Source organism: Micromonospora sp. L32 (assembly GCF_052068055.1).
GTDB lineage: Bacteria > Actinomycetota > Actinomycetes > Mycobacteriales > Micromonosporaceae > Micromonospora > Micromonospora purpureochromogenes.
The window spans coordinates 267,069-291,251 of sequence record NZ_JBQHDD010000005.1 but is presented as its reverse complement, the minus strand read 5'-3'; the positions used below and the strand labels follow the sequence as shown (position 1 = coordinate 291,251).

General features: G+C 70.4%; 18 protein-coding genes and 1 pseudogene. 8 read left to right on the top strand and 11 right to left on the bottom strand.

What is annotated here, in order from left to right; all coding sequences use genetic code 11:
* Nucleotides 1–46: 46 nt before the first annotated feature.
* Nucleotides 47–2,296, bottom strand: coding sequence for a hypothetical protein (locus ACTMTB_RS16205; RefSeq protein ID WP_441146423.1), 2,250 nt, complete (start codon nucleotides 2,294–2,296; stop codon nucleotides 47–49).
* A gap of 428 nt (nucleotides 2,297–2,724) precedes the next feature.
* Here ACTMTB_RS16205 and ACTMTB_RS16200 point away from each other — a divergent pair, with 428 nt between their 5' ends.
* On the top strand, nucleotides 2,725–4,350 hold the full coding sequence (locus tag ACTMTB_RS16200; protein ID WP_441146421.1) for a right-handed parallel beta-helix repeat-containing protein: 1,626 nt from the start codon (nucleotides 2,725–2,727) through the stop codon (nucleotides 4,348–4,350).
* Between the two features lie 148 nt (nucleotides 4,351–4,498).
* Nucleotides 4,499–5,101 (top strand): DinB family protein, encoded by a 603-nt coding sequence (locus tag ACTMTB_RS16195; protein WP_441146419.1) that lies wholly within the window; start codon nucleotides 4,499–4,501, stop codon nucleotides 5,099–5,101.
* Nucleotides 5,102–5,125: 24 nt separating this feature from the next.
* On the opposite strand, the gene galE is transcribed toward ACTMTB_RS16195, so the two are convergent.
* The 3 genes from galE to ACTMTB_RS16180 all read right to left on the bottom strand — a co-directional run bounded on the left by galE (nucleotide 5,126) and on the right by ACTMTB_RS16180 (nucleotide 9,589).
* Nucleotides 5,126–6,238 (bottom strand): UDP-glucose 4-epimerase GalE, encoded by a 1,113-nt coding sequence (gene galE, locus ACTMTB_RS16190; RefSeq protein ID WP_441146417.1) that lies wholly within the window; start codon nucleotides 6,236–6,238, stop codon nucleotides 5,126–5,128.
* 36 nt (nucleotides 6,239–6,274) lie between these two features.
* Entirely contained in the window at nucleotides 6,275–8,098 is a 1,824-nt protein-coding gene (locus ACTMTB_RS16185) for a glycosyltransferase family 2 protein (protein WP_441146415.1), read from the bottom strand.
* A gap of 507 nt (nucleotides 8,099–8,605) precedes the next feature.
* Nucleotides 8,606–9,589, bottom strand: coding sequence for a 2-dehydropantoate 2-reductase (locus ACTMTB_RS16180; protein WP_441146413.1), 984 nt, complete (start codon nucleotides 9,587–9,589; stop codon nucleotides 8,606–8,608).
* A gap of 146 nt (nucleotides 9,590–9,735) precedes the next feature.
* Here ACTMTB_RS16180 and ACTMTB_RS16175 point away from each other — a divergent pair, with 146 nt between their 5' ends.
* The 3 genes from ACTMTB_RS16175 to ACTMTB_RS16165 all read left to right on the top strand — a co-directional run bounded on the left by ACTMTB_RS16175 (nucleotide 9,736) and on the right by ACTMTB_RS16165 (nucleotide 13,285).
* Nucleotides 9,736–10,965, top strand: coding sequence for a trypsin-like serine peptidase (locus ACTMTB_RS16175; RefSeq protein WP_441146412.1), 1,230 nt, complete (start codon nucleotides 9,736–9,738; stop codon nucleotides 10,963–10,965).
* A 316-nt stretch (nucleotides 10,966–11,281) separates the two neighbouring features.
* Nucleotides 11,282–12,487, top strand: a complete 1,206-nt coding sequence (locus ACTMTB_RS16170) for a chitosanase (protein ID WP_441146410.1) — start codon at nucleotides 11,282–11,284, stop codon at nucleotides 12,485–12,487.
* 204 nt (nucleotides 12,488–12,691) lie between these two features.
* Nucleotides 12,692–13,285 carry a TetR/AcrR family transcriptional regulator gene (locus tag ACTMTB_RS16165; protein WP_441146408.1) on the top strand — a complete coding sequence of 198 codons (594 nt, stop codon included), beginning with the start codon at nucleotides 12,692–12,694 and terminating at the stop codon, nucleotides 13,283–13,285.
* Between the two features lie 67 nt (nucleotides 13,286–13,352).
* On the opposite strand, the pseudogene ACTMTB_RS16160 reads toward ACTMTB_RS16165, so the two are convergent.
* Together ACTMTB_RS16160 and ACTMTB_RS16155 are read right to left on the bottom strand one after the other, a co-directional pair.
* Nucleotides 13,353–14,477: pseudogene (locus ACTMTB_RS16160) on the bottom strand (IS630 family transposase).
* Between the two features lie 78 nt (nucleotides 14,478–14,555).
* A complete protein-coding gene (locus ACTMTB_RS16155) occupies nucleotides 14,556–15,041 on the bottom strand; it encodes an LIC_13387 family protein (protein WP_441146406.1) in 486 nt (161 codons plus the stop codon).
* Nucleotides 15,042–15,107: 66 nt separating this feature from the next.
* Between ACTMTB_RS16155 and ACTMTB_RS16150 the strand changes: the two genes are divergently transcribed.
* Complete coding sequence (locus tag ACTMTB_RS16150) at nucleotides 15,108–15,692, top strand: TetR/AcrR family transcriptional regulator (RefSeq protein ID WP_441146404.1); 585 nt, start codon at nucleotides 15,108–15,110, stop codon at nucleotides 15,690–15,692.
* Between the two features lie 21 nt (nucleotides 15,693–15,713).
* Here ACTMTB_RS16150 and ACTMTB_RS16145 read toward each other — a convergent pair whose 3' ends face one another.
* From ACTMTB_RS16145 to ACTMTB_RS16135, 3 genes are read right to left on the bottom strand one after another with little or no spacing between them, the layout of a single operon-like run.
* Complete coding sequence (locus ACTMTB_RS16145) at nucleotides 15,714–15,944, bottom strand: hypothetical protein (protein ID WP_441146402.1); 231 nt, start codon at nucleotides 15,942–15,944, stop codon at nucleotides 15,714–15,716.
* A gap of 20 nt (nucleotides 15,945–15,964) precedes the next feature.
* Complete coding sequence (locus ACTMTB_RS16140) at nucleotides 15,965–16,828, bottom strand: diacylglycerol/lipid kinase family protein (RefSeq protein WP_441146400.1); 864 nt, start codon at nucleotides 16,826–16,828, stop codon at nucleotides 15,965–15,967.
* Complete coding sequence (locus ACTMTB_RS16135; protein ID WP_441146398.1) at nucleotides 16,829–18,391, bottom strand: FAD-binding oxidoreductase; 1,563 nt, start codon at nucleotides 18,389–18,391, stop codon at nucleotides 16,829–16,831.
* Nucleotides 18,392–18,437: 46 nt separating this feature from the next.
* Between ACTMTB_RS16135 and ACTMTB_RS16130 the strand changes: the two genes are divergently transcribed.
* Nucleotides 18,438–19,991, top strand: coding sequence for a glycerol-3-phosphate dehydrogenase/oxidase (locus tag ACTMTB_RS16130; RefSeq protein ID WP_441146396.1), 1,554 nt, complete (start codon nucleotides 18,438–18,440; stop codon nucleotides 19,989–19,991).
* Between the two features lie 641 nt (nucleotides 19,992–20,632).
* Nucleotides 20,633–22,777 (top strand): RNA polymerase recycling motor ATPase HelR, encoded by a 2,145-nt coding sequence (gene helR / locus ACTMTB_RS16125; RefSeq protein ID WP_441146813.1) that lies wholly within the window; start codon nucleotides 20,633–20,635, stop codon nucleotides 22,775–22,777.
* Nucleotides 22,778–22,904: 127 nt separating this feature from the next.
* Here the strand turns inward: helR and ACTMTB_RS16120 are convergent, their stop codons facing one another.
* Complete coding sequence (locus tag ACTMTB_RS16120; RefSeq protein ID WP_441146394.1) at nucleotides 22,905–23,486, bottom strand: TetR/AcrR family transcriptional regulator; 582 nt, start codon at nucleotides 23,484–23,486, stop codon at nucleotides 22,905–22,907.
* Nucleotides 23,487–23,539: 53 nt separating this feature from the next.
* Complete coding sequence (locus ACTMTB_RS16115; protein ID WP_441146392.1) at nucleotides 23,540–24,172, bottom strand: PH domain-containing protein; 633 nt, start codon at nucleotides 24,170–24,172, stop codon at nucleotides 23,540–23,542.
* Between the last annotated feature and the right edge of the window lie 11 nt (nucleotides 24,173–24,183).

Here is a 24,183-nt window from a genome sequence, read left to right as displayed (position 1 = left end):
GATGCGTCGGCCGGGCGGCTCTGATCCGGCAGCCAGGGCGTCGAATTCATCGTCCGGCCGGTGGGTCGGCCGGATGGGGCCCTGGGTCCATCGGCTTGCGGAGGCGCTCGACCAGATCGCGCGCCGCCTCGATGTACGGCTCGTCGGACTCGCGGGGCCCGTGTCCCTTGATCGGTGGGGGGACGCTGTCGCTGGGTGGGACGACTACGTCGCTCGGGTCTCGGAGGCGGCGGTCCACCGTCGCCGCCGGGCCGGTGACGGTGGGCGACTCGTCCGGCCGGTGGGCGGAGAAGATCCATCCGCCGATCGGGTCGGTGTCGCGCCACAGGTTGAGCCATCGCCAGCTGACTCGGCCACCCACTTCGTTCAGCATGTCGTCGTCGACGTAGGCGGGGAAGAGCCGGGCGTAGATCCGCCGCAGTGGTGAGCCATAGGTGAGTAGGGCGACCCGGTCGCTGACGTGCGGCGGCAGTTGGAGAACGGCAGCGGTGACCAGCACGGAGCCGTGGCTGTACCCGGCGAACAGGACGGCGTTGCCGCTTTCGACCAGGTAGGTGATGCGTCGTACCAGCTCGGGCACGGCCCGTTCGGCGTAGCAGGGCGGCGCGAAGGGGTGGGCGGCGCGAGGCCAGAAGGTGGCCAGGTCCCAGAGAACGCCGACGTGGCGCCGGAACCCGGCGGTCCGGTAGGCGAAGATTCCGCCGATGACCAGACTGAGCATGGTCGCCGCGATCAGGTAGCTGCCCATCCCGATGCCGAAGTTGACCAGGCCGGCCGGCACTCCTGCATACCGCTCGATCGCGTCGCCTGGATACAGCCCGAGCAGGTCCAGTGCGGTGGTTGCCGCGCTGAGTCCGGCGAGGCAGGCGTAGACCACGGCCAGCGGTATCAGCTGTTCGGTGAACCGGGCCCGGACGATCGCCTGCTGCACCTGCCGCAGCCGGGGTGCGGCCTCCGGCGGCGGGTCCGGGAAGTCGCGTGCGACGATCGCGGCCGCCGCGCGGGAGCGGTCGCGTCGGGAGATCAGGGTCACCACGCTGGCGACGACCAGCGTGATCAGCGCCGCCCGGAAGAAGCCGTAGATCGCCCAGGCGTACGCAGCTGGTGGGCGGGGGACCAGGTCTGGTGGGGTCGATGCGGTGCGGTCCAGGTAGTCGGCCACCCGGCGGACGAGTTCGGCGGAGAACGCCACCGCGAGACCGGCGGCCGCCGCCGCGGTCGCCAGCGCGCCCAGTCCGAGTAGCGGTGGGTGACCCGGCCGTCGGTCCGGCCGCCACAGCAGCGCGGCGGCCAGGGCGGCCAGCAGCCCGGCATGAGCGACGAACAGCCAGGTGAGGGTCGAGCCGTAGCCGGGCAGGCCACCCCCCTCCTGCCAGCGTGTGGGGCTGGTCAGGACATGGGCGCAGACCGCGACGGTGAGACCGACGGCGATCGTCCGCAGCAGGCGGGCGGCACCGTCGAGCCGCCGGTTCGTGGGGGCCCGGTCGATCAGCGGGGGCGTGCAGAGCAGGGCTACACAGGTGGCCAGGACACCTCCCGTTGCCACTGCCAACACGACGGTGATGGCCGAGGCGCCCTGTGCGGCCCGGGCGGCGAGCAGGCTGCCGTCCAGCGTTGCGAACGCCGCAGCGATGTGGACCGAGCGCAGCCGTCCCACCAGTGGCTCGGCGTCCCACTGGCCGACGGTGCTGAGCGGATGTCCGGACACCGTGCTGTCCGGCGCGCGGAATGCCTGAAACGACCGTCCCGGGCGCGTGCTGGCCCACCAGATCAGGCCGATGGCGGCGGCCGGCACCAGCGCGAGTACCGCCAGCCGCAACCCGGTGGGCCGTTCACCCAGCCAGGACAGCCAGCTACGACCAGACAGGCAGGCCGAGGAGGACATGCACTGCCAGGCGACGAGGTCCAGCGCGACGCCGACGGCGGCAAGCACGTAGAGGGCGGTCAGGGTGAGGCCCAGCACCCGGCACAGAGATCTGACCACCGCGTCGGAAGCCGAATGTCCCGGGCGCATCCAGATCGCCACGTTGAGCAGCAGGAACGGCAGCAGGAACAGCAGCGAGAGGGTCCGAACCGCGGTGCCGGAGGGCAGGTCACTCCACCGGTACGCCTCCAGGGTCGCCCCACTCGGGCCGCTGACCTCCGAGTAGCCGGGTCGTGGCCGGTAGAAGCCCGCGCTGCGATCCCCCGCGACCTGCTGCACGTTCGGTCGGTCCAACACCTGGGCGGCACCTGCGGCGGCGATCCCGTGGACCCGCAACTCCACCACGTTGTTCGGCGTCGCCGGCCCGCTCACTCGCGCTGGTCCTTCTGCCATCGACCCTCCGAGACATCTCGGCAGCCCCACCGCAGTGGCGGGCTGAGGATGGTCCGGCCGGCCGAGTGGAAGGCGGATCTACCCCACCCGACGGGCTCTAACCCCGGGACGCGGGACCGGCCGGCAAGGTCGGCATCTCCCGGGGTACGCGCGTGAGCCGTGCTCGCACAAGGAGTGGATGTGGGTCAGGAACCCGCACGTGAATCCGGCGGCGTCCGGGCGGATGACGAGTACAAGTACCAGGGCGGGCGAAAATTCCGATATAGGATGTTTGTGAAGGTATGTAGGGGGAAGGGCGGTAGGAGTTCGTGCTAGCCGGCACAGATAGGCAACAGGGTGAGGTTGGTCTGCAGGCGGCCCTGTCAGGCCCGCCAGCCACCCGGCGGGCACGTCGGCGAATCGTCGCGGTGCTGGCGCTGGCGCTGGCGGTGTTCCTCCCCCTGGTCGCGCATGTTCTCGAGCTCAGGTCGCACCGGGGAGCCGCTCCGCCCGTGATCCACACGTTCCATGTCAGCCCGACCGGGGACGACGCCCGCGACGGCTCCTCGCCCGCCACCGCGTGGCGATCGCTGGACAAGGCCGCCGCCTTCGCCTTCAAGCCGGGAGACAAACTCCTGTTCGAAGGGGGTGCGCACTTTCGTGGGAGCCTGACCTTCGGGCCCGGAGAGGCGGGTGACGCGGCACATCCGGTCGTCGTCGGCACCTACGGCGCCGGCCGTGCCACGATCGACGCCATCGGCGGCGCGGGGATCAGGGTGCACAACACGGCCGGCATCGAGATCCGCGACTTGGTGATCGTCGGCGGCGGGGCGGACAACCGGACCACCGGCGGGATCGAGCTCTACTCCGACGTGACCGACGGCCGGACACTCGACCACGTGCATATCACCGGGGTCGAGGTGAGCGGATTCAAGAACGGAATCCAGATTGCCGCCGGCCCGAGATCCACCGGCTTTCGTGGCGTACGGATCCGTGCTGCCAACCTGCACGGAAACACGGAGAACGGACTGGTCAGCTTCGGGCCTCGCTTCGATGCCGCGGCGCCGCGCTACGCGCACGAAGATGTTGTCGTGTCCGAGGTCGAGGCGCACCACAACCCGGGAGACCCGACCAATCACTTCAATAACACGGGCAGCGGAATCGCGCTCGGAAGTGTGCGGGGCGGGCGCATCGAGCGGTCCACTGCGCACGACAACGGGTCGTTGGCTGCGGCGCCCGAAGGGCCGGTCGGCATTTGGACCTATGATTCGACCGCTGTGGTCATGGAGCGCAACGTCTCATTCCGCAACCACACGGCCGGCCAGAAGGACGGCGGTGGCTTCGACATGGACCAGAACGTCTCCTCGTCGGTCCTGCAGTACAACCTGTCCTACGACAACGACGGCGCCGGGTACCTGCTCTACAGCGGACAGTCGAATACCGCGCACACCGACAACGTCGTCCGTTTCAACCTCAGCATCAACGACGCCCGCAAGCTGCCGGAGTACGCGGGTATCCACCTGGCCGGGTCGGTCAACAACGCCGAGGTCTACCACAACACGGTGGTGATGGAGGCGAGGTCCTGGGCCCCCGCGGCCATCCGTTTGCAGAAGTTCTTCGGTGGCTTGTCCAACATCGTCCTGCGCAACAACCTGATCGTCTCGGGTGGTACCAACCTCGTGCTCGCCGATGACTTCTCGCCGGCCAGCGTCCTGTTGCAGGGCAACAACTTCTTCGCCGAATCGGGAAGCTGGGCCGTCTCGTGGGCCGGCGCGTCCTACGCCAATCTGGAGGATTGGCGCGCGGCGACCGGGCAGGAACGCCTCGGGGCGAGGGCCGGCGGATCGGATGCAGACCCGCGTTTCGTGAGGGCCAGTCGCGCCGGCTCGCCGGACCAACGGGCGAAAGCGCTCACGCCGCGCCGCGATTCGCCGCTGGCCGGCAGCGCCCTCGACCTCCGGTCGCTCTTCGATGTCGATCCGGGACCGGTGGACTTCCTGGGCCGGCCGCTCGTCGGGGCCGGCACCGTCGGGGCCATCCAGCCCGCCACCTGAGCGACGTCTCGCCACTGCGTGGACACCGTTGTCGACGGCGTCTGCGGTCGGCCCATGGTGGCGGTCGGGACACGACGTCGGTCAGGCCTGGCCCCTTGTGATGGTCGCGGGTTGAGGCCGCCGGGAGCACCTGGCAGGCTCCTGCCCCATGATCGACGACTTCGCGAAGACGCATCTGCACAGCGACCTGCGTGAGGTTCGCGAGGCGATCCTCTGGAAGCTCGACGGGCTCGGCGAGTACGACGTCCGCCGCCCCCTGACCGCGACCGGCACGAATCTTCTCGGCCTGGTCAAGCACCTGTCGGTCTGGGAGGCCAGGTACTTCGGCGAGGTCTTCGGGCGGCCGTTCCCCGAACCGCTGGGTCGCTGGGACGACGCCGAGGCGCGCGGCAGCGACATGTGGGCGACCGAGCACGAGACGCGCGAGGAGGTCATCGACCGCTACCGTCGCGTGTGGGAGCACTCAGACGCGACGATCATCGCCCTGGACATCGACTCGCCCGGCTACGTGCCCTGGTGGCCGCGTCCACAGGTCACACTGTTCGCCATCCTGGTCCACGTGCTCACCGAGACGAACCGGCACGCCGGACACGCCGACATCCTGCGCGAACAACTCGACGGTTTGACCGGGACAGCAGCCCGATACGCCAACCGGCAGCCCGACGCGGCCTTCTGGGAGGCCAGACGCGCGCAGATCGAGCGGGCCGCCAAGGCAGCCGGTCCTACCATTTTGCCTGAGGCGCGGTCGTGAGCCGGTGATCGTCGCCGTCGAGCGTCAACGATGGTCGGGTGCAGGTGATCTCGGCATCGCGTCCGCATCGAGCGATCGCGCCGTCGGGATGGCGGCCGGCCTCGTCAGGTCGTCGTCGAATCCGGCGGGATTCAGCAGCTGGAAGCGCCACGCGTCCCGGCACATCGCGGCGAGGTTCCGGGTCGTGCGCCAGCCCCACTTCCGGGCCGCCGCGCCAGGGTCGGCAACCAGTCTGGCCACGTCACCTTGCCGCCGTTCGACGATGTCGTACGGCAGGGACTTTCCACAGGTCGCGCTGACCGCCCGGACGAGCTCCAGGACCGACGTCCCCACGCCGGTGCCGAGATTGAGGGTCTCCAGTCCCGTCACCTCGTCGAGGCGCTCCAGTGCGATGCGGTGCGCCTGGGCGACGTCCATGACATGGATGTAGTCGCGCACCGCCGTACCGTCCGCGGTGGCGTAGTCGCGGCCGAAGATGCTCAGCCGTTCGAGCCTGCCGATTGCGACCTGCATCAGATAGGGCATCACGTTCTGCGGGATGCCGCGGGGGTCCTCGCCGAGCAGCCCGCTGGGATGTGCGCCGACCGGGTTGAAGTATCGCAGCGCATAGGCCGCCAGCTCCGGGTGCTGCCGGCAGGCGTCGGCGATGATCTGTTCGCACATCCATTTCGATCTGGCGTACGGGTTCGTCGGCCGTGGCGGGGCCTGCTCGTCGATCGGGATCCGGGTCGCCTCCCCATAGATGGAACACGATGAGGAGAAGACCAGGCGGTGCACGCCGTTTTCCCGCATGCTTCGCAGCAGGCTCGTCGTGCCACCGACGTTCGTGTCGTAGTAGTCGACGGGAATCCACACCGATTCGCCGACCGCCTTCCTCCCGGCGAAGTGGATGACCGCATCGATGGGGTTCGCCGCAAAGATCGCCGAGAGCGCCCGACGATCACGTACGTCGGCCTCGTAGACGCTCAGCAGAGGGCGGCCCGCCACCTTCTCGACCCGGCTCGGCGCCGCCGGTGAGCTGTTGGAGTAGTTGTCGACAATGCACACCTCGTAGCCGTGCTCGAGCAACTCCACGCAGGTGTGGCTCCCGATGAAGCCGGCGCCGCCGGTCACCAGGACAGTCTTCAAACCAGACATGAGAATTTCCTTCCTGTGCGTCCGCGCAGCGGGGCGTCATCGGATATGGAGCAGCACTGCGGCGTAGGAGTAGCCGGCGATGGCCGCCGCGAGCGGGAGGAGCGCCACCACGCCGACCAGCAGGGGTCCGGCGGCGGTCGGGACGGCTGACCACACGCGCAGCCCGGCGGCCCGGGCTGCCTCCACCACATGCAGAGCGGGTACGGCGAGGCCTGCCGCCGCGTAGCAGAGGGCGCCGAGGATGCAGAGGAAGACGTACCCCGGGGTGTGTGCCGACCGCTCGCCGAGCAGGGCCGCCGCGGACAGCACCACGGTGATCGCCGCATAGGGCAGGACGAGTCGGGTGGGGAGTGGTTCCAGGCCGGTGCGCGCCTTGGGGGTGACCTTGAAGGAGACCTGCCTGGGCCGGGCGTTCAGCCGCGTCGCGGCCAGGACGCCCCACACGACGTACGGCCAGCGGGTCAGGGCGAACAGGACACCTTCCCAGCTCAGGACGGGCACGGATCGGGGGCGCAACAGCCCGCGCCGGCGGAGCAGCAAGGTCAGTAGGGGCAGCCACAGTGATACGGCGGCCAGGCGGGCCAGGAATTCCAGATAGTTGACGTTGACCCACGGCAGCCCGGTGACCGCGGCGAACGGGGGCAGGGCGAGGCCGACGACGGTCGCGATCGCCAGCAGCGGGTAGTAGGACAGCTGGAACGCGAAGCGCAGCCGCAACGCGGCGCCCATCCGCCGCAGGTGATCCGGTGCGAGGTCGTAGCGCAGCATGGTGAGGCTGCGTGACCACTGGAATTCCTGGGTCAGCATGTCGGCGACGGTGAGCGGGCCGTCGCCGTGCGCCTCGGCGTCGATGGCGAAGGCACCCTGCCAGCCGGCGGAGGTGAGCAGGAACGTCGTGGAGAAGTCCTCGGCCAGTTCGGGGCCGAGACCGCCGATGTCGCGCAGCGCCTGCGTCCGTACGGCGTAGTGCGAGCCGATGCACAGGGGAGCCAGGCCGCGGTTGTGGCCCAGCTGCACCGGGCCGTGATAGGTCGCCTCGCGGTGCAGTCGTCCCCGCGCCGCCCACGAGTTCGCGCTGTTGGCGTCACAGACGCTCGGTGCGGCGACGTAGCCGATGGCGGGATCGGCGAACGGTCGCGTGATCGCGGCGAGATAGGTCGGTTGGGGCACGTGGTCGCAGTCGAGCTGGGCGACCACGTCGTAGTCCCGGTAACCCCAGTGGTCGTAGAAGTAGGCGAGGTTGCCTTCCTTGCAGCGGGTACGGCGAGGCCAGGTGGCCCGGTGGTAGGCGGCGACGCCACGTCGACTGGACACCCCGACCCCGTTCGCGGCGCACCATCGCAAGGCCTGCTCGGACGGGTCCTCGTCGCAGAGCCAGACGTCGTAGGGGTAGGGAAACTGCTGGGCCAGCATCGCCGTGAGGGTGCGGTGGGCGAGCGACCAGGGTTCTGACGGTGCGCGGGTCACCACGAAGGCCACCCGCAGCCGAGGCACCCCGAGCGCGGGATTGACCTGCCGCAATCGCGAGACGGCGAGGAGGTAGTAGGCGGGCAGCGCGGTCAGGTACAGCAGCAGCAGACTGTTCAGGGCCAGTCCCGCCCAGCCGACGCGGTGCGCGGGTTGCCACCACCACAACCAGAAGGCCACGAAGGAGGTCGCCCAGCCGGCGGTCAGCCCGGCGACGGCCACCCGGTCGTGCCAACGCAGGGCCGATACGAAGGTGGCTGCCCGGGTGGCGCGCAGGTACCGGAAGGGCGTGAAGGTCGGTCCACCGGGCCCGGCGCGGAGGACGCGGCCGCCCGAGAGATCCCGGATCTCGGTTTCGAGTGTCTCGGGTGCTGGCCGAGCCGGAGCGCTCATGCCGCGGTCCGTGCCCGCTGCCCGGCCCAGGTCTCCGGCGGTCTTCCCGATCGCCGGACGTCCTCGCCGAGACGGTAGCGCCGACCGGAGTGTTCCGTACCGGATGCGTCCGCCCGGCGACGCCCGCCGGCTCGCCGATTCCCCGAAGTCTGCACGTGCACTTGCGGTCCCCGTATCAAGATCGATGATTGTCGATGCGATGGCGCTCAGTCGTCCCGGTTCTGTCCGGCAGGGGGATCATCGGTCAGCGCGAAACCGACTAAAGCGATGCTAGTAGCAGTAATCCCGTGAAACACGAGGATCGGCACATAAGGGGCAAAGCAGGCTCACGGGACGAGGAGCGCGCCCGCCGGTCGGCGGCCTCCTCGGCCGCCGACGAGTCCAGCACCACCGAGCGGTGCCCGCGCCGCTGCCGTCATGAATATTTCGGCCATCGCTGATGAGCCACCGATGCGGGATCCGGCACCTGCTGAAGGGCGAACGCGAGCGCCTCGCCGCGGGCCTTGGTCAGTAGAGGCCGCGCTCGCGGGCCGCGAGGCGGGCGAGACCCAGTAACGCGTCCAGGTGCGGGGTGGGCGCGCCGGTCAGCGCGCCGATCTCACCGACCGCGGTGACCAGGGCGTCCAGTTCGATGGTGCGACCAGCCTCGGCGTCCTGGAGCATGGAGGTCTTGAAGGCGCCAAGCCGTCTGGTGGCCTCCGTGCGCTCCGCGATGCTCTGCGAGATCGGGCAGCCGATCCGCACACCGATCTCGGCCGCCTCCGACATGACCCGCTGGACAAACGTGTTGACCAGCGCGTCGTCGAGGATGCGGTCCGCGGTGGCGCCGGTCAGCGCGGAGATCGGGTTCATGGTCATGTTGCCCCAGAGCTTGAACCAGACGTCCCGCTGGATCGACTCCGAAACCGTCACCGTGAACCCGCCGCCGCGCAGCAGGGCGGCCACCGCCGCCGCCCGGGCGGACGCCACGCCCGACGGCTCGCCGATGACCAGCTCGTCACCCGCGGTGTGCACGGCGTGCCCGGGCCGGAGGGTGCGGGCGGCGAGGTAGACCACGCAGCCGATCACCTGCTCAGGTGGCAGCGCCTTCGAGACGACGCCGCCAGGATCGACCGCGTCCAGGCCGGTGCCGGCCAGTGGACCGCCGAAGTCGTGGAAGAACCACCACGGCACCCCGTTCAGCGCCGGGACCAGCACGGTCTCCGGGGTGAGCAGCGGCGCCAGCGCGGGCGCGAGCGCGGGCAGGTGGTGCGCCTTCACCGCGAGGATCACGACGTCCTGCGGGCCCAGTGCCGCGGCGTCGTCGGTGGCCGCGGCCACCGGGGCGGCCTGCGGCCCGCCGTCGCGCGGGCTCAACAACCAGCCGTGCGTACGCAGCGAGGCCAGCGTGTCGTTCCTGGCCAGGGCCGACGCGGGGAGCCCGGCCAGGGCCAGGCGCGCGCCGATCACCCCGCCGACCGCGCCCGCCCCGACCACGCAGACCTTTCGCACGGAGCCGAAACTACACCTCAGTGGAGGCATGCCGTCGTACCTGCCGCCGACCGGCAGAAGTATTGACGTACTTGCATGTGTCAATTGAGTTCGTGTATGAAGGTGCAAAGGCACGTCCGGATGCTGGTTCCGGGGGAGGAGCGACGATGAAACATGCCCTGCGCCGCCTGCGAACGGCGGCGGTCGCGCTCGGCGCCTGCACACTTGGGCTGAGCCTGCTGTCAGTACCCGCCGCTGAGGCGTACTCGGTGCGACCTGTCGCACCGCATTCCGAGCGGGCACCCGAATCGGATCAGTTCTCGGCCGAGGGCGTCACCACGGTCGGTGAACTCCGCACCGTCGACGGCTCCCTGTCCTATGCCCGGGGCGGCCGGACGCAGATCATTCGGCACCCCGGCGCGGCGTACGTCAAGGTGCACTTCAGTGCACTGCGACTGGCCCACGGCGACCACGTCACCGTGTCGAGCCCTGACGGCGAGGAGAGCTACCGATACGACCGCTACCTGAACCGGGCGACCGGCTCGGACTACACCACCGACGGGCAGCCGGGCTTCTGGGCGATGTCGGTGGAGGGTGACACCGCGGTGGTGACGCTGCACAGCAGCGGCCGCTCCCGTGGCAGCGCCGCCACCATCGACCGGTTCTGGCGCGGCTACGACCGCACGGAGATCGCGCAGCACAACTTCTCCACGCAGTCCGTCTGCAGCACCGACGCTCGCCGCGATGTGGTCTGCTACCAGAGCAGCCACCCCAGCGAGTACGCCCGCGGCAACGCGGTGGCGCGGCTGCTGATCAGCGGCGGTGGGCTGTGCACCACCTGGCGGGTCGGCAACACCAACCGCATGCTGACCAACAAGCACTGCTTCTCGACGCAGTCCGCCGTCAGCGGCAGCGAGATGCAGTTCAACTACCAGTGCGCCACCTGCGGCGGCGCGAACCCTGGGCCCGGCACCAAGGTGAGCGGCGCCACCCTCTACAAGGTGAGCTCGGGCGGCTCCGGCGAACTGGACTACACCCTGTACTCGGTGAACAACTTCACCACCATCCAGAGCTTCGGCACGCTGTACCTGGCGACGACCGCCACCAGCACCGGCGCGCGGATGTACATCCCGGGGCACGGTGACGGCAGCCCGAAGCGACTGTCGATCTACGAGAACACCCAGGGTGGCACGACGTGCACCGTGCGGAACGCGAACTACAACACCTGGAACATCAGCTACAGCTGTGACACCTCTGGCGGCAACTCGGGCTCGCCGGTGCTGAACGCCAGCCACCGGGTGATCGCCCTGCACCACCTGGGCGGCTGTCCGTCGAACCAGGGCGCGAAGGCGCACCTGATCTACAACCAGATCGCCAGCCTGATCGACAACGGCTGACGACTGCTGACAACGACGGGCCGTTGGGGTGCGATCCGCGCCCCAGCGGCCCATCGGCGTGCTGTACCTGCACGCCACCACAGCCGGCGCGGGCCACGGGGCATAGCTGCGATCCGGGAGATCTGCGCGCTCGCAAGGGCCGAGCCGCGGGCGGGCAGGTTCCCCAGCACCGTCGGTAGATTGACAGCGCATAGACGTAGTGATATCTGTTAATAAGGTTATCTAATGCGTCACGGCGGTAACCGGGACCGTCCGACGCGGCGCAGGCCACCAACCGGAGGGCGGTAGCACCGCACCCCCCATCCGAGGAGAGCCCATGCTTCGCAAGCGGACAGTCGCCCACCTTTCAGCGGCTCTGCTGGTATCCACCGCGACGGTTGGCTACGGCCTGTCGTCGGCCAGCGCCGCGTCGGCCGGGCCGATCACCGGCCTCGGGGGGAAGTGCGTCGACGTGGCCGGCGCCAACCCGGCCAACGGCACGCCGGTCCAGCTCTGGGACTGCAACGGCACCGCGGCCCAGGCATGGACGGTCGGCAATGCCGACGGCTCGATCCGCGCGCTCGGCAAGTGCCTGGACGTCACGGCCGCGTCGACCGCCGACGGCGCCAAAGTGCAGCTGTACGACTGCAACGGCACCGGCGCCCAGAAGTGGGCCGCCAGCAACGGCGCGCTGGTCAACACCGGCTCGGGCAAGTGCCTCGACACCACGGACTGGAGCACGGCCAACGGCACCCGGTTGCAGATCTGGAGTTGCTCCGGCAACGCCAACCAGCGGTGGGTCCTGCCCGGCGGCGGTGCCACGCCCAGCCCGTCCGCCCCGGCCGGCGCCCCCCTCGACGACCCGGCGAAGAAGGACGTCGCCATGCAGCTCGTCTCGGCGGCGGAGAACTCCTCCCTCGACTGGCGCGCGCAGTTCTCCTACATCGAGGACATCGGCGACGGGCGGGGCTACACCGCCGGCATCATCGGTTTCTGCTCCGGCACGGGCGACATGCTCGCACTGGTGGAGGCTTACACGAGGACCAAGCCCGGCAACGTGTTGGCCGGGTACCTGCCGGCCCTGCGCGCCGTCAACGGCACCGACTCGCACGCCGGCCTCGACCCGTACTTCCCCCGCGACTGGCGGACCGCCGCCGCGGACCCGGTGTTCCGGGTCGCGCAGGAGGCCGAGCGGGACCGGGTGTACTTCAACCCGTCGGTACGCGACGGCAAGGCCGACGGCGTACGGGCGCTCGGGCAGTTCGCCTACTACGACGCGGCGGTGATGCACGGCTATGAGGGCATGCGAGGGATCCGCAGCCGTGCCCTCATCCGAGCGAAGCCGCCGGCGCAGGGCGGCGACGAGCGGACCTGGCTGAACGCCTTTCTTGATGAGCGGGTCACCGAGATGAGGAAGGAGCCGGCTCACTCGGACACCTCCCGCGTCGACACCGCCCAGCGGGTCTTTCTCAACAACGGCAACTTCAACCTGAACACGCCGCTGGTTTTCGCCGTCTACGGCGACCAGTACCGCATCGGCTGACGCCCTCCCGGTCGCGATGGGTAGGTCGTTCCCTGTCACGCCTGCCCGCCGGGCCCGCGCCGACGGCCGGCGGGCCGGTCGCGCTCCCGCGCCGGGGGAGTGGCGTCACCGGCCGCGCCCGGATCGGCACTCCCGCGGTCACCATGACCCGCATGTCGTCCACGCCCGGGGCGGCCGGAACAGGGGGCGTGGTAGACATTCCGCGTGGTGGAGGTGAGCCAGCCCGGCGAGCGCGGCGTCGACGACGCGGTCCTGGACGCTGCCCGGGACTGTGTCCTCGCCTACGGGGTGCGGCGCACGACGCTGACGGACGTGGCGCGACGTGCCGGGGTCTCGCGGATGACGGTCTACCGGCGCTGGCCCGACGTGCAGTCGCTGATCGGGGACCTGATGAGCCGGGAGTGGCATCAGGTGCTGATGGAGGCCGCGGACGACGGGCGCGCGGGCTCGGCCCGGTCGCGCCTGGTCTCGCGGGTGGTGGCGGCGGCCCGGGTGCTGCGGAGTCACCCGTTGCTGTGCAAGATTCGCGACGTCGATCCGGAGGTGCTGCTGCCGTACCTGCTCGACCGGCGCGGCAACGGCCAGGACGAGATGCTGCGGTTTCTCGTGGCGGCGCTGGTCGATGGCCATCAGGACGGCTCGGTCCGCGCCGACGATGCCGAGGTGCTGGCCCGCATGGTCTACCTGACCACGCAGTCCTTCGTACTGTCCCTCCGCACGGTCGCCGATGACGTGCCGGTCGCCGAGTTCGACCGGGAGCTGGCCCGGCTGGTCGACGGCTACCTGCGGCCGGACTAGGGCTGCCTGGAAGTCGCCGTATCCGCGGTACCTAGCGCCGTGACCAAGAAGGTTTGAGGTGTTGGGGTCAGGCTGCTCGTGCGGCGGGTTGGCCCCAGCGGCGTTGTCGTTCGCTGCGGACGCGGGCTCGTTCGCGGCGTTGGGCGGCCAGGACTTCGGGGTGGCGGGCGTTGGCGTTGCGCCAGCGTAGGTAGGCGTGCAGTTTCCGGGCCCGAACCGGGTGGTTCGGGTGGCTCGAGCCGGCGATCACGAAGGTCCGTAGCGGCCCGAACTGGGCTTCGATCGGGTTGGCCCAGGACGCATACGTCGGGGTGAAGCACAGTTCGATTTTGTTGCGGGCCGCCCAGGCGCGGATGGGTTTGCCCTTGTGCGCGGACAGGTTGTCCAGGATGACGTAGATCGGTGCCCCGTCCGGCCGGGCCCGGCGGATGGACTTGAGCGCCGCCAGGGTGTTCGCGGCGCTCTTGCGCCGGTGCACGACGCCCCAGAGCTGGTCGTCGCCAACGCTGTAGCAGCCGTGGAACTGCCGCACGCCGTGCAGCTTGTGATAGTTCGCCGGTAGCCGGTCGGGATGCCCGGCAGGCGCCCATCCGGCCCTGCCGTGCGGGCGGATGGCGAGCGGGCCAAACTCGTCGAATGCGAACGCCCGCTGCGAAAAATGGCTGCTCACATACTCGATGCGGGCGAGTTTGGCGTCCCGGTCCGGGTCGGTGGACTCCTTCCACGTCTTGGTCCGCTGGAAGGTGATGCCGTGCCGCTGCAGGATCTGCCGCAGCCGTTCACGCCCGATCACGATCGGACGGGCCGGCTGCATGGTGAGGTAGTCGGCGAGCTTGCGGATACTCTACCGGGTGAACGGCCGCCCCAACGCTTCGGGGCGGGCCGTGGCCGTCGTGACGATGAACTGCTCGTCATCCGTGCTGATCTGGCGGGGACGGCCACCCGCCCACCGAGGGTCCAGGCAGGTCATGCCCATCTCGTTGAACCGGTGGATGACCTGCCGGATCGTGTCCTCGTCGGCCCGTACTAGGCGGGCAATGGCCGGGACGGTGTTGCCGCCGGCCGAGGCGAGCACGATCATGGCCCGCCGTGATCGGATCGGTGAGCCGGTGCCCCGGCGGGTGATGCGCAGCAGCTGCTGACCTTCCTGATCGGTCAGCCGCCGTACGCGTACAGGATCTGCTACCAGCACAGCCTGAACGCCACAACGCCACCCGGCCGACAGCCCGGGCGTGTCATCCAACACCATGAACGTTGTTTGGTCACGGCACTAGCGTCCTGCCGTCGTCGGACTGGCGCCGCGAGAGCTTGGTGTGCTCGTCGGCGTCGTCGCACGGCGTGACGCGCCCAGCGCCACCGCGAAAGCCACGGACGCGACGGTCATCAGGACGATCGGAGGAGCAGGCAGCAGCAGCAGCGCCGTGGCCAGCAGCGCGAGGGACAGCGCGAGCATGAGGGCGACTTGCGCCTGCTCTGCGGCCCGGCCGTGACGAGTCATGAGCAGAATCGACACACCCCAGGCCACCAGCAGAACGGACATCGCGACGCTGAAGCCCTGCATGAGGTCGGCGACGCTGTGGCTCGGGGTCATCGGGAAGCGCGCCTGCTCCATCTGGCGCGCGACAGCGAGCATGTCACCCGTGGACGGCATGAGGCTCGCCAGGGTGACATGACCGGTCCCGGTCAGCACGAAGGCCCACCCACCGACGCGCACTGCCGTCCTCTGGCGACGGCCAACCTTGTCTTTAATGATCATCAACTCGCCCCTCTGCGTAACGACTCTACAGATGTCGAGCCGACTCTACTGTTGTAGAGTGAGGCCATGTCAACTGAGCGACTGTCAGCGATCGCAGACGCGGGACTGCGGTTGATCGCGCGAGAAGGGCTTCGCGGCCTGACGCACCGGGCAGTCGACGCCGAGGCCGGGCTGCCGGTCGGATCGACCAGCTACTACTTCCGCAAGCGCGACGACCTCGTGACAGCGTGCGTCCGGCGCCTAGTCGAGATCGACCTGCTCGAGATTGCGGCTACCGGCATCGCCGATCGCGTGATGACCGCCGAACAGCTCGCGGACATGGGCGCCGACCTGATGTGGCACTGGATCACCGTTGACGCGCACCGCCACCTCGCCCGCTACGAGCTGCTCCTGCACTCGCGCCGGCGCCCGGAGCTGGCGGCGGAACTGGTCGACGCAGGAGACAGGCTGAGGGTGGCCATTGCTGCCATGCTCCAGACGCAGAACTGCGCCCAGCCGGCATCAACCGCCGCATGGTTCGTGAGCTGCATCGACGGTGTGGTGCTGGACCAGCTGACCGGGCCGGGCCAACGTCGGATGTCCCGGTCCGACCTGCGCGCTTTTGCGATGGCCCTCGTCCGCGCAGCGCTCGCCGACCCCGACGACAGCTGAAGGTACGGGACCGGACGCACCTTAGTCGGCACTGGCAACAGTCAATGGGACGGTGTTGCCGCCGGCCGAGGCGAGCACGATCATGGCCCGCCGTGATCGGATCGGTGAGCCGGTGCCCCGGCGGGTGATGCGCAGCAGCTGCTGACCTTCCTGATCGGTCAGCCGCCGTACGCGTACAGGATCTGCTACCAGCACAGCCTGAACGCCACAACGCCACCCGGCCGACAGCCCGGGCGTGTCATCCAACACCATGAACGTTCTTGGTCACGGCACTAGCCGCAGATGATCCGCAGCGCGCGCGGGCGGAGCTTGACGTGCACCTGGTCGCCCCGGCCGATCGGGTCGCCGTCCCCGTACGCGACCACCGGCCGGTCGGCGCGTACCGTGACCGAGCTGCCGCGGTAGGACGTGACCTGCCGGCGTCCGAGGTGCCAGCCGGCGCGCATCTGTCGTAGAACGACCGGGAACAGCAGCTTCGGAGCGTGTCGGACCACGACGACGTCCAGCGCTCCGTCGTCGGGCTGCGCCATCGGGGCGATGTGCAGCCCGCGGCCGTAGTACCCGCAGTTGGCCACCACCACCGTGTAGGCGTGCAGCTCCTCCGTCCGGCCGTCCACGGTGATGGTGTACCGGGTCCGTGGCCAGCGCAGCAGCGCCCGCAGTCCGGTGGTGGGATACACCAGCGACGCGGGCAGGCGGGACCGGTTGGCCAGTTCGTTGGCGGCCGCGTCGACGCCCGTGTAGACGCTGCCGACGACCGTCTGCCCGGCGACGCGGAGCACGTCGAGGTGCCGGGGCCGGCCGTGCAGCAGCAGGTCGGCGACGGCATCGGGGGAGTGCGGCAACCGCAGCTGGCGGGCGAAGTCGTTGCCGCGCCCGGCCGGGATGACGCCGAGCAGGCCGCCCAGGTCGGCGACCACCCCGGCGAGCAGCCGGATGGTGCCGTCACCGCCGGCCGCGACCACCACCTCGTCGTCCTGCACCGCGGCGGCGGCGCGCTGGCGGGCCTGCTCGACGGTCTGCGTGTACTCCACCCGGATCCGCGCGCCGGCGGCGCGGAGCTGGTGGGCCACCGGCATCACGCGGGACAGTCCTCGGCGCGCGGCCGGCCCGAGGATCACGGTGAAGGCGCGCACCTACGGCACCAGGATGCCGGGGTTGAGGATGCCGGCCGGGTCCAGCTGCTGCTTGACCGCCCGGAGCAGGTCCACGGCGACGTCTCCGATCTCGGCCGCGTACCAGGTGCGGTGGTCCGCGCCGACTCCGTGGTGGTGGCTGATCGTGGCGCCGGTGGCGGCGATCGCCTCGCTGGCCGCCGCCTTCGCCGTCCGCCAGCGGCCGATCGGGTCCGGTCCGGGCGAGCAGATCACCGTGAAGTACAGCGAGGCGCCGGTCTCGTAGACGTGGGAGACGTGGCCCAGCACCAGCGCCCCGTCGGGCAGCGCGTCGAGGATCGCCTGGCGGACCCGGCCGTGCACCTCCGGCAGCGCCGACCAGTACGCCGCGGTCTCCAGCGTCTCCGCGAACGCCCCGGCGTCCAGCAGCGCGTCCCGCAGGTAGGGGGCGTCGAAGCGGTGCCGTGCCCACTGTTGCCCGGCCTCCTCACCCAGCGGCACCCCGCCGTGCGCGGCCAGCACATCGGCGGCGGCCTCGACGGTGGGCAGGACCTCCTCGCCCTCGTACCCGGCGACCAGCAGGCAGCCTCCCTCGGAGCGTCCGGAGCCGGCGGCCCCGATCATGGTCTCGATCTCGTCGGAGAGCCGCAGCAGCGTGGGTCGCGGCCCGTCCTGCGCCAGCCGCCGTACCGCGTGCAGGCCGTCGGCGAACGACTCGAACCGCCAGCCCTCGTAGTGTGACCGCGCGGGCAGCGGGCGTACCCGCACGGTGACGTCGGTGATGACGCCGAGCGTCCCCTCGCTGCCCAGGAAGAGCTGTCGCAGGTCGGGACCGGCGGCCGAGGCGGGAGCCCGGCCCACTTGGACCGTGCCCCGAGGGGTGGCGACGGTCAACCCCATCACCATGTCGTCGAAGCGGCCGTAGCCGGCCGACGCCTGGCCGGACGAGCGGGTGGCGGCGAATCCGCCGATGGTGGCGTACTCGTAGGACTGGGGGACGTGGCCGAGGGTGAATCCGTGCTCGGCGAGCAGCTCGGTCGCCTGCGGGGCGCGCAGCCCCGCCTGCAGGGTGGCGGTCCGGGACACCGGGTCGACGGCGAGAAGCTGGTTCAGCCGTCCCAGGTCGAGGGCGACGTGCTGAGCCGCGGCGGGGGTGAGCCCACCCACCACCGAGGTGCCGCCACCGAAGGGGACCACGGCCACCCCGAGCCGGGAACAGATGTCGAGGACGGAGACCACCTGGCGGTGGTCGGCCGGGCGGATCACCGCCTGCGGGGCCAGGCGTACGTCGCCGTGTCGCTCCCGCAACAGGTCCGGCGTCGACATCCCCGAGGCGTGGCGTACCCGGGCCTCCTGGGTGGTGATCACGTGCCCGTCGCCGACCACCTGCCGCAGCGCGTCGAGAACCGCGCCGTCCAACTCGCAGTCCGGCACCGCAACCGCCGCCAGTGCCACGACCGACGGCGGGGGCGTCAGGTCGAGCACCTGCGCCAGCAGGCGCGACGCGGAGTCCGGCAGCTTCACGTCCTTCGCGGTTCCCCAGCGAGCCCAGCCGGCGGTCGACGCTTCCCCTCGTGCATCCATGTGTGACAGAGTTACATCGGATGTCACTTGAGCGCAAGGAGGGTGTGTGAACGCATCGTTGACCGGCGCAGGCCGGGAGCGGGACCTGGCCGAGCTGGCCGCCGGCAACGTCGTCGACGTCCTCGTCGTCGGGCTCGGCGTCACCGGTGCCGGGGTGGCGCTCGATGCCGCGAGCCGTGGCCTGTCCGTGGTCGCCGTCGACGCCAACGACCTGGCCCACGGCACCTCCCGGTGGAGCTCCAAGCTCGTCCACGGCGGCCTGCGCTACCTCGCCCACGGCCAGGTCGGAATCGCCTACGAGAGCGCCGTCGAACGCCACGTCCTGCTGACCCGCACCGCCCCGCACCTGACGCGCCCCCTGCCGATGCTGCTTGCCGCGACCGGCTACACCACCGGTTGGCAGGACCGCGCCGCGGCAGCCGGCCTCCGCGCCGGAGACCTGTTGCGCACCTGTGCCGGAACCTCCCGCCGGACCCTGCCGGGCACCCGCCGGCTCGGCGCGGCCGAGGCGAGCGCGATGGCACCGGCGCTGCGCCCGGCCGGCCTCCGCGGAGCCCACCTGTCCTGGGACGGCCAGCTCTGCGACGACGCCCGCCTGGTCGTCGGAGTGGCCCGCGCCGCCGCGGCGCGATCTGCCCGCATCCTGCCCCGCTGTCGCGCCACCGAACTGCACCGCGACGGCGCCACCATCGAGGACACCCTCACCGGGGCCCGTCTGCACGTCACCGCGCGCGTCGTGATCAACGCCGCCGGTGTGTGGGCGAGCAGCCTGACGCCGCACGTACGCCTGCGCCCGTCCCGCGGCACCCACATCGTCCTGTCCGCCGCCCGCCTGGGCGGGCTCTGGACCGGACTGACCATCCCGGTACCCGGGCAGTTCACCCGCTACGTCTTCGCCCTGCCCCAGACCGACGGTCTGGTCTACGCCGGGCTGACCGACGAAGCGGTGGACGGACCGGTGCCGGACGTGCCGGAGCCCGCCGACGCCGACGTCGCATTCCTGCTCGACGTGCTCAACAGCGTCCTCGACCAGCCCCTGCGACCCACCGACGTGCTCGGCGCCTTCGCGGGACTCCGCCCGCTGCTCGCCGACGCGGACGCCCGGACCGCCGACCTCTCCCGACGACACGCCGTCATCGACGACCCGGACGGGATCATCAGCGTGGTCGGCGGCAAGCTCACCACCTACCGACGGATGGCGGAGGACGCCGTCGACACCGCCGTCCGCCGGCGCCGCCTCGCCGCCGGCGCCTGCCGCACCCGCCGCCTCCCGCTGCCCGGCGCCGCCAGCAGGGCCCAGTTGGCCCGGGTCCCCGCGCCGCGCCGGCTCGTGCAGCGGTACGGCACCGAAGCGGTCGACGTGCTGGCCGAGGCGCCGGCCGACCTCCGCCAGCCGATCGGCCCCGACATCCCGGTCACCGGCGCCGAACTGCTCTGGGCCGCCCGCCACGAACTCGCCCTCACCGTCGACGACCTGCTCGACCGACGCACCCGGATCGGACTCGTCCCGGCACACCGCGAGGCCGCGCTGCCCGTGGCGCGGGACGTTCTCGCGCTGGCTGCCGACGGCACGGCGAACCCCACCGGAGCGTCGGCCTGAACGCGCAGCACCGCCTTGGCGGGTGCGTCCACCGTCCCGCCCCGGATCCGGTGGCCTTGCGGATGAGCCTCCGGCCGACACAGCCGTCCGATCGTCAGCGCCAGGCCACGCCAGAAGCCGAACCGTTCGAACGATAGGTGTGCCCAGACCTCGGTCTGGTACCGGCGGATGAGGCCGATGGCCAACCGTCGGCCCGCCTTGGGCTGAAGCGGGTGGAGAAGTTCCCGTTCCGCGGCTGCATCCGCAGGGCCCACCGGAGATCCTCCTGGGCCACCGGTCGTACGCGGCACGCCGGGCTTCGCGGGGAGGTTGTCCGGCCAGCGGACGATCAAGGGAAGGAAACACCTACTCCCTTCCACTTTCAACATATAGCGCACCGGGGGACTTGCCGCAAGACCCGGGTCGTGCCGCAAAATTGCCGGCCGAGGCCAGAACCTACGGAAAATGGGAGTCGCGAAAACGAGTTGGTGGGGTTCCTGGACGGCGGCGCACCACCGGTAGGCGTGGGCCTCGGCAGCACGCAAGTGCGCGCATCGGAAGACGTCGCCCGGGTGGCCATCGAGGCGATCCGTGCGCAGAGCCGCCGCGCCCTCGTCTCCCTCTGCAAGCGATCTCAGATCGGAGCTGATGACGTGAATTCCCTGACCACCAGCGCGTTCGACCTTCCCGAGCACCTTTCCCCCAAGGCCGACCCGACGCTGATCGCCCGCGACGAGCAGCACTTCGCGGCCCTCGCGGCGAGCCTGGAGCAGTCGATCGCCGACCTGTCCGACCGCCTCGATGCCGCGCGCAAGGCGCCCGGCGGCAAAGGCCGGCAGGCGGTGGACCGGGACCAGGAGGTCCGCCGGCTGACCGCTCGCCTGCGTGCCCTGCGGCGTTTCGGTGTGGACCTGTGCATCGGACGCATGGTCAGCGAAGACAACCCTGAGCCGGTGTACGTCGGACGACGTGGCCTCACGGACAGCGAAGGTCGCCGGCTGCTGCTCGACTGGCGCTCCCCAGCGGCTGAGCCGTTCTTCGGGGCGACCCACGCCAACCCGATGGGTCTGGCGAGCCGCCGCAGGTATCGCTGGACCCGTGGCCGGATCAGCGACTACTGGGACGAGGTGTTCACCTCGGACGGGCTGGAAGGGCACGCCGCGCTCGACGACCAGTCCGCCTTCATCGCCAGCCTGGGCACCAGCCGGTCGGCCCGGATGCGGGACGTGCTCGGCACGATCCAGGCCGACCAGGACGCCATCATCCGCGCGGGATCGAGCGGCGCGCTCGTCGTCGACGGCGGTCCGGGTACCGGCAAGACCGTCGTCGCTCTGCACCGCACCGCCTACCTCCGCTACGCCGACCCTCGCCTCGGTCATCGCCGCGGCGGCGTGCTGTTCGTCGGTCCGCACCAGCCCTACCTGGCCTACGTCGCCGACGTCCTCCCCAGCCTCGGCGAAGAGGACGTGCAGACCTGCACCCTGCGGGACCTGGTGCCCGAGGGTGCCGCGGCAACCGTCGAGACCGATCCGGACGTGGCCCTCCTGAAGTCGTCCGCGGACCTGGTGAAGGCGATCGAGGCGGCGGTCAGGTTCTACGAGGAGCCGCCGACCAAGGGAATGACGATCACCACCGACGAGTCCGACATCTGGCTGAGCGCCGAAGACTGGGCCGAGGCGTTTGAAGCACCGGACCCCGGTGTCCCGCACAACGAGGCGCGCGACGATATCTGGGAAGAGCTGCTGACGATCCTGATGGAGAAGTACGACGGCGATGAGCCGGACGACCTGGTCCGCAGATCGCTGATGCGGAACAGGGAACTGCTCACGACCTTCAACCGCGCCTGGCCGCTGCTCGAAGCGACCGACCTCGTCGGAGACCTGTGGTCGGTGCCCGCCTATCTGCGCAAGTGCGCTCCCTGGCTCAGCCCGGACGACATTCGGAAGCTGCAGCGCGGCAACGCCCAGGCCTGGACGGTGTCCGACCTGCCGTACCTGGATGCGGCACGGCAGCGGCTCGGCGACCCGGAGGCGTCAGGGCGTAAGCGTCAGCACGAGGCCCTTGTCGCGGTCGAACGCGCGCGCATGGCCACGGTCGTCGACGAGCTGATCGAGGCCCACGCCTATGACGACGGCGAAGGGGTGCTGTCGAGCCTGCGCCAACTGGATCTCCAGGATGCTCTGGTCGACGAGACCGCACTGCCCAGCACCGACCCGGATCTGCTCGCCGGCCCGTTCGCGCACATCGTCGTGGACGAGGCGCAGGAACTGACCGACGCGGAGTGGCAGATGTTGCTGCTCCGCTGCCCGTCCCGGAGCTTCACCATCGTCGGGGACCGCGCCCAGGCCCGGCACGGGTTCACGGAGTCGTGGCAGGAACGGCTCGAGCGGATCGGGCTCGACCGGATCAACCTGGCCTCCCTGAGCATCAACTACCGGACGCCGGAGGAGGTCATGGCGGAAGCCGAGCCGGTCATCCGGGCCGTGCTGCCGGACGCCAACGTGCCGACCTCCATCCGCAGCAGCGGCGTCCCCGTCGTACCCGGATCTGCTTCTGATCTGAACTCGATCCTCGACACCTGGCTCGCGGCGCACGCCGACGGGATCGCCTGCGTCATCGGCGACCCCACATTCCAGCCGGCGTCCCGCGTCCGGTCGCTGACCCCGGAACTGTCGAAGGGGCTCGAATTCGACCTGGTCGTCCTCATCGACCCGGAGGCATTCGGCGAAGGCATCGAAGGAGCGGTCGACCGCTATGTCGCGATGACCCGAGCCACTCAGCAACTCGTCATCCTCACGACATCCTGACACCGTGATCGCCGCCTGACGATCATCAGGACCGCAGCGGGCGGGTCCAGTTAGCCTCCGGCGGAGGGAACATGGCGGCGTTGTCTCGGGGGCAGTCCTTCCTGGACTGGTCCGCCTGCCGACGAGGTCAGGCACCAGCCGACGAGCCGAAGAGCAGGTCGAGGTGGGCATCCAGCGCACCCAACGCCTCCTCGGAGGTGTACTGCCCGCCGAGCAGATAGACGCCCAGCCCTTCCATCAGCGCCAGCAGGCCGGCCGCGGCGGCGACGGCGTTTCGAGACGGGAGGACGCTGGCGATGAACGCGGTCAGCTGCACGGTGTCCTCGCGCAGGCTGGGCGCGGCCGCCGGTCGCACCGCAGTGTAGGCGAGGAACGCCAGCGCCACCCGTCCCTCGTCGCGGGTCCGCTCGTCGAGCGGCAACAGCGCGGCGATCATCGTACGCAGCAACAGCCGAGGGGACGGGTTCTCGCCCAGTCGCGCCATCGCCTCGGTGACCCGGACCTGGCTGCGCTCGCGGACCACGGCCAACGCGAACGCCATCATCTCGTCCTTGGTGCGGAAGTAGTGCTGGACCATCCCGGCGGACACGCCGGCCTCGGCAGCCACGTGACGGAGGCTGACGGCCTCCAGGCCCTGCTCCGCGGCCACCCGCATCAACGCGTCAGCGATGAGCGTACGTCGCTCCTGGTGATCGACCTTCTTGGGCATGACCTCGATCGTTTCACAGTGGATGGCCCGGACACTCCGCCAGCGGGCGGCAGCTACCGGCTGAGGGTTCCGGTCGCGGGGGTGCCCCGTGCGCTGCGCAGGAGGCCGTCGGGGTCGTCGGCGTACAGCCGCAACTCGTCCATCGGCTCAGACCGGCCCTTGGGCAGGTCGAAGGTCGTCGGCCGGCGTAGCAGGACGTCGATGCTCGTCTGGCTGCCGACCGAGATGTACAGCACCCGGCGCTCCCCCTCCTGCTCGACCTGCACCGATTTGCTGGAGGGCAGCGAGCGGTGACGCTTGCGCAGCGCCTCGACGTCCGTCCATGGGATCCAGATGTCGATGCCCGAACTCAGCCGAACCCGCAGGCCTGTGTCCCCAACGACGTGTGGGTGGATCTGCATGCTCGCGTAGAGGCCGGCCATCCAGAGCAGACCCCAGATGCCGAGGACGAGCACGATCCAGCGGGCCGGCCCCCATGGCACCACGTTGGTGACGATCAAGTCGAAGATCGGAATCTCCACGACCGACAGGCCGATGAAGATCCCGAGGATCGGCTTGACCACGCCCAGGTAGCCGAACGGCTCATCGCCCGGCGCCAGCGGCAGCGGCTTGCGCCGCGCCCACACGTACAGGCTGCGCCACATCGCGGCCTCCATCGCGGCCACCCGGCGCAGCAGCGGGCCCACTTTCGTCCGGA

Coding starts and splice junctions, on each gene's coding strand:
- ACTMTB_RS16135 (WP_441146398.1), bottom strand. CDS start 18,391: ATGGATGCACGAGGGGAAGCGTCGACCGCCGGCTGGGCTCGCTGGGGA.
- ACTMTB_RS16145 (WP_441146402.1), bottom strand. CDS start 15,944: ATGGTGTTGGATGACACGCCCGGGCTGTCGGCCGGGTGGCGTTGTGGC.
- ACTMTB_RS16185 (WP_441146415.1), bottom strand. CDS start 8,098: ATGAGCGCTCCGGCTCGGCCAGCACCCGAGACACTCGAAACCGAGATC.
- ACTMTB_RS16155 (WP_441146406.1), bottom strand. CDS start 15,041: ATGATCATTAAAGACAAGGTTGGCCGTCGCCAGAGGACGGCAGTGCGC.
- galE (WP_441146417.1), bottom strand. CDS start 6,238: ATGTCTGGTTTGAAGACTGTCCTGGTGACCGGCGGCGCCGGCTTCATC.
- ACTMTB_RS16120 (WP_441146394.1), bottom strand. CDS start 23,486: ATGCCCAAGAAGGTCGATCACCAGGAGCGACGTACGCTCATCGCTGAC.
- ACTMTB_RS16170 (WP_441146410.1), top strand. CDS start 11,282: ATGCTTCGCAAGCGGACAGTCGCCCACCTTTCAGCGGCTCTGCTGGTA.
- ACTMTB_RS16175 (WP_441146412.1), top strand. CDS start 9,736: ATGAAACATGCCCTGCGCCGCCTGCGAACGGCGGCGGTCGCGCTCGGC.
- ACTMTB_RS16195 (WP_441146419.1), top strand. CDS start 4,499: ATGATCGACGACTTCGCGAAGACGCATCTGCACAGCGACCTGCGTGAG.
- ACTMTB_RS16150 (WP_441146404.1), top strand. CDS start 15,108: ATGTCAACTGAGCGACTGTCAGCGATCGCAGACGCGGGACTGCGGTTG.